Source organism: Modestobacter excelsi (assembly GCF_005930495.1).
GTDB classification, from domain to species: Bacteria; Actinomycetota; Actinomycetes; order Mycobacteriales; family Geodermatophilaceae; genus Modestobacter; species Modestobacter excelsi.
Genome location: NZ_SJEX01000127.1, coordinates 1 through 8,609, shown reverse-complemented (window position 1 = coordinate 8,609; position 8,609 = coordinate 1). Strand labels below are relative to the sequence as shown.

Here is an 8,609-nt window from a genome sequence, read left to right as displayed (position 1 = left end):
GTCCGGGGTCGTCCTCGGGCGGGGTGTCCTCGGGGCGGGAATCGGCGAGCGCCTGCTCCAGGGTGTCCTCGTCGAGGCCCGGGGCGTCGAAGGGGTTGCGCCGGCGCCGGTGCGGCAGGGCGAGGCGGGCCGCGACCCGGACGTCGTCCTCGGTCACCTCCTCCCGGCCGCACCACGCCGCGTGGGCGATGGCGGCGCGGGCGGTGACCAGGTCGGCGCGCAGCCCGTCGACGTCGAAGGCGGCGCAGACGCTGGTGACCTGGCGCAGTGCCGCGTCGGACAGGACGACGCGCGGCAGCCGTTGGCGCGCCTCGGCGATCCGGGCGGCCAGGGCGTCCTCGTCTGCGGCCCAGCTGGCGGCGAAGCCGGCCGGGTCGGCGTCGTGGGCGAAGCGGCGGCGCACCACCTCGGCGCGGAGGTCGGCGTCCCGCGGGGCGGCCACCTCGACGGTGAGGCCGAAGCGGTCCAGCAGCTGGGGCCGGAGCTCGCCCTCCTCGGGGTTCATCGTGCCGACCAGCAGGAAGCGGGCGGCGTGCTGCACCGAGACGCCCTCCCGCTCGACGTAGGCGCGACCGAGCGCAGCGGCGTCGAGCAGCAGGTCGACCAGGTGGTCGTGCAGCAGGTTGACCTCGTCGACGTAGAGCACGCCGCGGTGCGCGCCGGCGAGCAGCCCGGGCTCGAAGGACTTCACGCCCTCGGTGAGCGCGCGCTCCAGGTCCAGCGAGCCGACCAGCCGGTCCTCCGAGGCGCCGACGGGGAGCTCGACCAGCCGCGCGGGCCGGGTCACCCCGGGGGCGTCGGGGTCGTGCGGGCCGTCCGGGCACTCGGGGTCCGGGATGGCCGGGTCGCAGGCGAACCGGCACCCGGCGACGACGGTGACCGGCGGGAGGACGGCGGACAGCGCCCGCACGGCGGTGGACTTCGCGGTGCCCTTCTCCCCGCGCACCAGCACACCGCCGACGGCAGGGGAGACGGCGTTGAGCAGGAGGGCGAGCCGCATGTCGTCCATGCCGACGACGGCGCCGAACGGGTAGGTCACGGGTAGACCACTGGTCCTCTCCCCGGGTGTCCACGCCCGGAGGTGGCAGGAGGCGACGGCGGGAGTTCCTGGCTCCCCGGCAGGCTCCCGAGGGCGCTCGCCGGATCACAGTGGCGGGACCGCGCCGGGATTCCACCGGGCTTCCTCCACTGCCGTTGCGGTTCGCGCTCATCAGACCACGAGGACCCGCGGGAGGACAGGGGCAGCGTCTCTGGTCGAAGTGGAAAGTCCTACGTCGCGCTTTCCGACATGGAGAGCAACGAGATCGACCGGGACGTCGCTGCTGCCCAGTTGGCCGCCCTGGACGCCGACCGCGCTGCGCTGGCCGACCGGGTGCCGTGCTGAGCCGCCAGTGGGGGAGGGCCCACGTCGCCGGGCTGCGCGGCCAGCGGTGACGGCGGTCGTGCCGCACTTCGACGCCGTCATCCACCCGCCGCCGCGACTGCACACCAGCCTGGCCCTGACCACGACCGGGCGGGCCGCCTCCTCCGCGCACGTCGCCGAGCTCCGCCGCATCGTCGAGGCACCCCTCGACGCACCCCGGGACGAGCCGCTGGACGGGGCCCGCGCGGAGAGGTGACGGGCGCCTGGGCAGAGTGGCGGCGGTGGACGACGAACGGCGGGGGCTGCTCGACCGGGGCGCCGTCCTCGCGGTCGGGGTGGGCGCCGGCGCGCTGCTGGCCCTGCTCGGCGTGCCCTCCGCCCCGCTGTTCGGCGGGCTGGTCGCGGGGCTCGGCCGGGCACTGCTGGGCCGCACCCGGCTGACGCTGCCCCGCTCGGCCGGCATCGGCGCGCAGGCGGTGATCGGCGTCTCGATCGGCGCCCTGATGCAGACCGGCACCCTGCGCACGATCGCCGAGCACTGGCTGCCCGTGCTCGCGGTGACCGTCGCGACCCTGCTGGTCAGCCTGGTCGCCGGGCAGCTGATGCGCCTGCAGCGGGGGATCAGCCCGGTGACCGGCGCGTTCTCCATGATCGCCGGCGGTGCCTCCGGGATCACCGCGATGGCCCGCGACCTGGGCGCCGACGAGCAGGTGGTCGCCGTCCTGCAGTACCTGCGGGTGCTGCTCATCGTCGTCGCGATGCCGATCGTGGCGACGACGGTCTACGGCGCCTCCTCCGGCAGCGGGACCGCGCCGGCCGACGACGGTCCCGGCTGGCCCGCCGGACTGCTGGTCACCGTGGTCTGCGCCGTCGTCGGCGTGCTGCTGGGCCGGGTCAGCCGGGTGCCGGTCGGCGCGCTGCTCGGCCCGCTCGCGGTCGCCGCCGCGCTGGACCTGACCGGCCTGTCCCGGGGCGCCGGCGTCCCGGCCGTCGTCGAGGCGGCCGGGTTCCTCGCGATCGGGCTGCAGGTGGGGCTCGGCTTCACCCGGGACAGCCTGCGGCTGGTCGGCCGCGCGCTCCCGCTGGCCCTGGCGCTCATCGTCGGGGCGGTCGCCGCCTGCGCCGGGCTGGGCGTCGTGCTGTCCCGCGCCGCAGGGGTGACGCTGCTCGACGGCTACCTGGCGACCACACCCGGCGGGCTGTACGCGGTGCTCGCCACCGCCACCGGCAGCGGTGCCGACGCGACGTTCGTGCTGTCGGTGCAGGTGCTGCGGCTGTTCGTGATGCTGTTCTCCGCGCCGCTGCTGGCCCGGCTGCTGCGGCCCCGGTCCGGCTGAGCGGGTCCGCGACACCGCTGTGGACCCGTCGCTGGCCGGGCCGGCGCGCGCCTACCCTGGTCCGGGTGCGCCAGTCGACCGAGGGAGAAGCGAGTGCCGACGCCGTGAGCAGCGCGGAGGAGACCGATGCCGTGCTGCTCTTCGTCGGGGGCCCGCTCGACGGCCGGGTGGAGATCCGCGAGGCCCGGCACGGCGACCCGTTGCCGACCATCACCCACGTGCACCTGCACGGCGGGCCGAAGGTCGTGCACCGCTACGACCTCCAGTCGCTGACCGACTCGGCCGGGGTCTACCACCTGCGCCCGCGCACCCAGCGCGACGAGGACGGCTGCGCCGACTGAGCTGGACCCGCGCGGCCGTTCAGCCGCGGCGGCGGTGCACCTCGGCCGCGACCTGGTCGAAGTGCGCCCGGTCCAGCGCCGCACCCTCGCGGCGGACGTCGGCCGGGTCGATCCGCAGCACCCGGTCGACCCGCACCTCGCTCGGTCGGCCCTGCCGATCCCAGGCGCCGGTGCCCACGTCCACCCAGTGCCGGCCGTGGCGGGCCTCGTCCTCGGCGTCGAGGTCGTGTTCCTTGCTGCTGAGCATCAACGCCAGCAGGGCGTCGCCGTCGCGGCCGACCACCAGCACCGGCCGGTCCTTGCCCCGGCCGTCGTCCTCCTCGAACGGCACCCAGGCCCAGACGACCTCGCCGGGGTCGGGCCGGTCGTCGTCGTGCGGGCGGTACTCCAGCCGCAGCGGGCCGGTGTGCTCGGTGACCATGCCGCGGCGCCGCGGCGGGCCGGCCGGCGGCAGGGTGGCCCGCGGCTGGTCGGCGGGGGTGGCGGACCGGGACGGGGCGGCGCGGTGCGGCGCGGACGGGCGGGGCGCCGTGGGGGAGCGGTCACGCCGGGTGCGCCGGGCCAGCTCCTCGCTGCCCTGCCGGACCGCCACGTCCACCAGCCGACCCAGGACCCTGCGCCACGCACTGCTCGCCATCCACGGGACCGTAGGGGATGGCCGCTGCGGCGTGGCACCCGGCGACACGCCGCCGGGGTCGGCGCGCCTCCGCGCGGCGCTCACCTGCGGGACCGCCTGCGTGTGATGGTCCGCGCAGAACGGGACTGACGGGTCACATCGCGGTTGAGATGCGGTCCGGCGGGCCACACTCGTACTGGGGGGTCGAGCACCGGCCACCACGGGGGGAAGAGCAGCCTGATGAGCACTGCCGAGCCGGTCCACCCGGTCGAGGTCCCATTCCCCACCGCCGTACGGGCGAGTGCGCTGGCTGCGTTCCAGCTGGTCGAGGACGCCCGCTACCGGTCGGGGCGCCGGCCCCGCAACGAGCGCCGCCGGCTGCTCGCCCAGCGCGCGGTCGCCGAGCGGAAGGCCGAGCGTGAGGTCGAGCGGGAACTGCGCCTCGGCTGTTGAGACACCTCCTGCCGCCCACCGCTCGCACGCTCGCGGCGGGACCCCTGCAGGGGCCCTCAGGTGAGGCAGAGCTCGTTGCCCTCCGGGTCGGCGATCGTGACCCAGCGGTAGGGGCCCTGCTGCCCGTGGTGCAGCACCGTCGCGCCACGCGCGGTCAGCCGGGCCACCTCGCTGTCGACGTTCTCCGGGCCGACCCGGACGTCGAGGTGCACCCGGTTCTTCACCGTCTTGGGCTCGGGCACCTGCTGGAAGAGCACCCGGGGTGCGGCGTCGGTGGGGTGCCTGATCGCGGCGCCCACCGCCCAGACCAGCCGGCCGTCGTGCAGCATCGTGTCGGACTCGGCCGCCTTCCCCTCGTCGACCATCCGGCGGATGAACGCCTCGTCGGTCGGCTCGCGCTCCCAGCCCAGGGCCTCCGCCCACCAGTCGGCGAGCGGGTGCGGCGCGGTGGAGTCGATCGTCACCTGGAAGAGGTAGGCCATGCCGGCACGCTACGGCCGGCCGCCGACAGTCCTCACAGCTCCAGCGCCAGGTCCGCGCGGATCGTGGCGTCGTCGGGCAGCGGGGTCTCGAGCTGGCAGTGGTCCTTGAGCACCTGGCCGAACGGGGTCATCGTCGACCGGTCGACCTGCCGCGCCGGGTCCCACAGCCCCGAGCGCATCACGGCCTTGCCGCAGTGGAAGTACGCCCGCTGGACGGTCAGCACGACCACCGACCGGGGCGCCCGGCCGAACTCGACCAGGTCGATGCCCAGCGCATCGGCCTCGACGATCGACGTCGTCCCGAAGACCTTCAGCGTCTCCTCGGCCCCGGGCACGAAGAACAGCAGTGCGGCCTGCGGGTTGACGGTGAGGTTCCGCAGGCTGTCGACCCGGTTGTTGCCCTGCCGGTCGGGCAGCGCGAGCCGGTGCTCGTCGAGGACGTGCACGAAGCCCGGGTCGCCGCCGCGCGGGGAGATCTCGGGGAAGCCCTCGGCGTCGGCGGTGGCCAGCGTGGCGAAGGGGGAGAGGGCGATGAACGCCCGGCAGTGCTCGTCGACGCGGTCGATGACCTTGTCCCGGACGAGCTGGGAGGGTGTGCGGTAGCCGGCCAGGACCTCCGCGTCGGTGGGCTGGGTCTCCAGGGCGGGCTGCACGGGTCGACGGTAGCCGCCGTCCGGAGCAGCCATCCGTAGCCTGCGTCCCGTGCCCGAGGTGTGGAGTGCTCCGGTCCGGTTCGTCGAGTGCGACCAGCAGGGCGTGGTCTTCAACGCGCACTACCTGATCTGGGCCGACGAGGCGGTGAACGCCTGGTGGGCGGCGCGCGGGCTGCCGTGGCAGGCGCTGGTGGACCGCGGGCTGGAGTACTTCGTCAAGGCCAGCTCGCTGGACTGGGTCTCCTCCGCCCGGTACGGCGACACGGTGGCGGTGGACGTCGAGCTGGCGGCGCTGGGCCGCACCAGCCTGACCCTGGTCTTCACCGTGGGGGTGGGGGACCGGCCCTGCTGCACGGTGCGCAGCACCTACGTGGCCACCGCCGACGGCCGCCCGACCCCCTGGCCGGACGACGTCCGCGACGCGCTCACGGCGCACTGACCGGCGGCTGAGTCCTGCGGTCCCGGGGGCTGCCAGCCGTGCAGGCCCGCGACCGCAGCTCTCGTCGGTCAGCGGGCAGCGGATCCGGCCGGCAGCACCGGGAGGCCGGCCGGCGGCCCGGACTCGATCAGCCGCCAGAGCGCGTCGGTGTCCGCGTGCTCGGCCACCAGGTCGCCGAGGGCGTCCAGCCGGGCCTCGCGGACGGCGGCGAAGTCGGTGTCCGGCGCGACGACGAACCGCCGGCCGGCGACCCGGGCCACCTCGGTGAGGAAGGCGCGGCGGAACCCGTCGTCCTCCAGCGCGCCGTGCCACGTCGTGCCGAAGACCGAGCCGGCCCGGGCGCCGTCCAGGAAGGGCTCGGCGGAGCCGTCGACGGTGACCACGCCGTGGTGGATCTCGTAGCCGCGGACGGTGTGGCCGAGCGCGGTCCCCGTCGGGCGGGCGAGCACCTTCTCGATGCCGAACCGGACGTCGGCCGGGAGCAGCCCCAGCCCGGGGACGACGCCGGCCCGGGACTCGACGTCGTCGCTGATGGTGCGCGCCAGCATCTGGTGCCCGCCGCAGATGCCCAGCACCGGGCGGCCCTCGGCGGCCCGGCGGCGGACCGCGTCGGCCAGCCCGGTGGACCGCAGCCACTGCAGGTCGGCGACGGTCGACCGGGTGCCGGGCAGCACCACGAGGTCGGCGTCGGCGAGCTCCTCGGGTCGCTCGGCGTAGCGCAGCAGCACCCCGGGCTCGGCGGCGAGGGCGTCCAGGTCGGTGAAGTTGGACAACCGGGGCAGCCGGGCGACCGACACCCGCAGCACGTCCTCCCCGTGCGGCGGCAGCGCGGGGCCGCGGGGCGCGTCGACGCCCAGGGAGTCCTCGACGTCGAGGTGCAGACCGCGCTGCCAGGGCAGCACGCCCAGCGTCGGCCGTCCGGTCAGCGCGGCGAGGGACTCCAGACCCGGGGTGAGCAACCGGACGTCGCCGCGGAACTTGTTGACCAGGAAGCCGGCGACCAGCCGCTGGTCGGCCGGCGGCATCAGCGCGACGGTGCCGTACAGCGCGGCGAAGACCCCGCCCCGGTCGATGTCGCCGACCACCACGACGGGCAGCCCGGCGGCGGTGGCCAGCCCCATGTTGGCGATGTCGTCGGCACGCAGGTTGATCTCGGTGGGGGAGCCGGCCCCCTCGCAGACCACGACGTCGAAGCGCGAGCGCAGGTCGGCCAGGCAGGCCAGCGCCTGCTCCAGCAGCGCGGCCTTCATCGGCCGGTAGGACAGCGCCGTGACGTCGGCGACGGGCTTGCCGAGGACGACGACCTGGCTGGCGTCCTCCCCGCCGGGCTTGAGCAGGACCGGGTTCATCGCCGCCTCGGGCTCGACCCGGGCCGCCGCGGCCTGCATCACCTGCGCCCGGCCGATCTCCGCGCCGTCGGCGGTGACCATCGAGTTGTTGCTCATGTTCTGCGCCTTGAACGGCGCCACCCGCACGCCCTGGCGGGCCAGCCAGCGGCAGATCCCGGCCGTGACCACGGACTTCCCGGCGTCCGACGTCGTGCCGGCGACCAGCAGCGCCGCGCTCACGCGGCGGCGGAGGGCAGGCCCCAGCCCGCCTTCTCCTGACCGGACAGCGCGGCGATCGCCTCCATCACCTGGTCGGTGACCTCGCGGCGCGCCTTGCCCTTGCCGGCCTGGCCGCGGTGCCCGGGGAAGGTCAGCGGCTCGCCGAACGTGACGTACACCCGGTGCGGTCGCGGCCAGCGCGCCCCGATCGGCTGGATCTTGTCGGTGCCGCGGACGGCCACCGGGACGACCGGGCAGTCGGCGGTGAGCGCGAGCCAGGCGACGCCGGTCTTGCCGCGGGCCAGCCGGCCGTCCCGGGACCGGGTGCCCTCGGGGTAGATGCCGAACGCGCCACCGGCCCGCAGCACGCCCATCGCGGTGTCCAGCGCCGCCTGCGCCGCCCGTGAGGCCTCCCGCTCCACCGGCAGCGCGCCGAGCGCGGTGAACAGGGTGCGGGAGACCCAGCCACTGAACCCGGAGCCGCGGAAGTACTCGGCCTTGGCCAGGTAGGCGACCTTGCGCGGCGCCATCAGCGGGATGGCGATGCTGTCGATGAACGAGAGGTGGTTGCTGGCCAGGATCACCGGCCCGGTGAGCGGCACGTTCTCACGGCCGGTGACCGCGGGCCGGAAGACGACCCACACCAGCGGACGCAGCACGAACCGCGCAAACAGGTAGAACACGCGGCGGCTCCCCTCCCTCGTCCCGGACCCTCGTCGGTCCGGGACCCTTCCGGGCATCCTCTCCGATCGGTGCCCGGAAGGGACGGGCGGGTACGACGCGAGTCGGGGCGGGGGTCAGACGGCCGCGCGACCCGGCGGGCAGGCGTCGTGCAGGATCTCGCGGACGTCGTCGGGCAGCGGGGTGCGCCCGCTCGCGGACTCGATGATCGAGACCGCCACGTCGCGGACCTTGCGGTGGGTGTGGCTGGAGATGTGCGCCAGCAGGTCGAACGCCACCTGGTCGCCGCAGGACATGAGCAGCATCAGGATCCCCTTGGCCTGCTCGATGGCCGCCCGGCTCGCCATCGCGCTGCGCAGCTGCTCGACCTCGGTCTCCAGGTGCCGCAGCTGCTCGTCGGCGGGCGCGGGGGCCCGCCCCGCCGTCACGTCGACCAGCAGCCCGGTGAGGGCGGTGACCGCGCCGGCCGCATCGGTCTCCGGCTCGCACACCAGCAGCACGGTGAGCGGGCGGCCGTCCACCCGCAGCACCCGGTACTCGCGGGTGAAGGAGACGGCCGTGGTCGCGGCCTCGCGCAGCGCCTCCTGCAGGGCCGGCCGGTCGTCGTCGTGGACGTGGGCGAGCAGCAGCCCGACCGTGGGCTGGACCGACCTGCTCGGCATGCCGTGCAGGTCGAAGAGCTCGGGGGACCACCACC

Annotated in this window: 12 protein-coding genes and 1 riboswitch; of the genes, 5 read left to right on the top strand and 7 right to left on the bottom strand. The window is 75.5% G+C overall.

Going from position 1 to position 8,609, the window contains the following annotated elements; all coding sequences use genetic code 11:
* The coding region (locus FHL80_RS24320) for a magnesium chelatase ATPase subunit I (protein WP_216871023.1) at nt 1-1,039 on the bottom strand (1,039 nt) is incomplete at its 3' end.
* A gap of 62 nt (nt 1,040-1,101) precedes the next feature.
* A riboswitch (cobalamin riboswitch) is annotated at nt 1,102-1,186 on the bottom strand.
* 256 nt (nt 1,187-1,442) lie between these two features.
* Here FHL80_RS24320 and FHL80_RS24315 point away from each other — a divergent pair.
* The 3 genes from FHL80_RS24315 (at nt 1,443) to FHL80_RS24305 (ending at nt 3,041) form a co-directional block, all read left to right on the top strand.
* Complete coding sequence (locus tag FHL80_RS24315; RefSeq protein ID WP_246078929.1) at nt 1,443-1,619, top strand: hypothetical protein; 177 nt, start codon at nt 1,443-1,445, stop codon at nt 1,617-1,619.
* A gap of 25 nt (nt 1,620-1,644) precedes the next feature.
* Entirely contained in the window at nt 1,645-2,700 is a 1,056-nt protein-coding gene (locus FHL80_RS24310; RefSeq protein ID WP_138735903.1) for an AbrB family transcriptional regulator, read from the top strand.
* A gap of 65 nt (nt 2,701-2,765) precedes the next feature.
* Nucleotides 2,766-3,041 (top strand): DUF8847 domain-containing protein, encoded by a 276-nt coding sequence (locus tag FHL80_RS24305; protein ID WP_138735902.1) that lies wholly within the window; start codon nt 2,766-2,768, stop codon nt 3,039-3,041.
* A gap of 19 nt (nt 3,042-3,060) precedes the next feature.
* On the opposite strand, the gene FHL80_RS24300 is transcribed toward FHL80_RS24305, so the two are convergent.
* The gene (locus FHL80_RS24300) at nt 3,061-3,678 is read right to left on the bottom strand and encodes a type II toxin-antitoxin system PemK/MazF family toxin (protein ID WP_138735901.1); all 618 of its coding nucleotides are present in this window, start codon (nt 3,676-3,678) and stop codon (nt 3,061-3,063) included.
* 219 nt (nt 3,679-3,897) lie between these two features.
* On the opposite strand from FHL80_RS24300, the gene FHL80_RS24295 reads away from it, so the two are divergent.
* The gene (locus FHL80_RS24295) at nt 3,898-4,110 is read left to right on the top strand and encodes a hypothetical protein (RefSeq protein ID WP_138735900.1); all 213 of its coding nucleotides are present in this window, start codon (nt 3,898-3,900) and stop codon (nt 4,108-4,110) included.
* 56 nt (nt 4,111-4,166) lie between these two features.
* Here FHL80_RS24295 and FHL80_RS24290 read toward each other — a convergent pair whose 3' ends face one another.
* Together FHL80_RS24290 and FHL80_RS24285 are read right to left on the bottom strand one after the other, a co-directional pair.
* Nucleotides 4,167-4,592: a VOC family protein gene (locus FHL80_RS24290; RefSeq protein WP_138735899.1), complete on the bottom strand. Its 426-nt coding sequence runs from the start codon at nt 4,590-4,592 to the stop codon at nt 4,167-4,169.
* A 32-nt stretch (nt 4,593-4,624) separates the two neighbouring features.
* A complete protein-coding gene (locus FHL80_RS24285) occupies nt 4,625-5,245 on the bottom strand; it encodes an MSMEG_1061 family FMN-dependent PPOX-type flavoprotein (protein WP_138735898.1) in 621 nt (206 codons plus the stop codon).
* Nucleotides 5,246-5,294: 49 nt separating this feature from the next.
* On the opposite strand from FHL80_RS24285, the gene FHL80_RS24280 reads away from it, so the two are divergent.
* Nucleotides 5,295-5,684, top strand: a complete 390-nt coding sequence (locus FHL80_RS24280) for an acyl-CoA thioesterase (RefSeq protein WP_138735897.1) — start codon at nt 5,295-5,297, stop codon at nt 5,682-5,684.
* Between the two features lie 68 nt (nt 5,685-5,752).
* Here the strand turns inward: FHL80_RS24280 and FHL80_RS24275 are convergent, their stop codons facing one another.
* The 3 genes from FHL80_RS24275 to FHL80_RS24265 form a co-directional block, all read right to left on the bottom strand.
* Nucleotides 5,753-7,252: a cobyric acid synthase gene (locus FHL80_RS24275; RefSeq protein ID WP_138735896.1), complete on the bottom strand. Its 1,500-nt coding sequence runs from the start codon at nt 7,250-7,252 to the stop codon at nt 5,753-5,755.
* A complete protein-coding gene (locus FHL80_RS24270) occupies nt 7,249-7,914 on the bottom strand; it encodes a lysophospholipid acyltransferase family protein (protein WP_138735895.1) in 666 nt (221 codons plus the stop codon). Before FHL80_RS24270 ends, FHL80_RS24275 begins: the two co-directional genes overlap by 4 nt.
* Before the next feature lie 114 nt (nt 7,915-8,028).
* A partial coding sequence (locus FHL80_RS24265) for a PAS and ANTAR domain-containing protein (RefSeq protein WP_138735894.1) occupies nt 8,029-8,609 on the bottom strand: 581 nt, incomplete at its 5' end.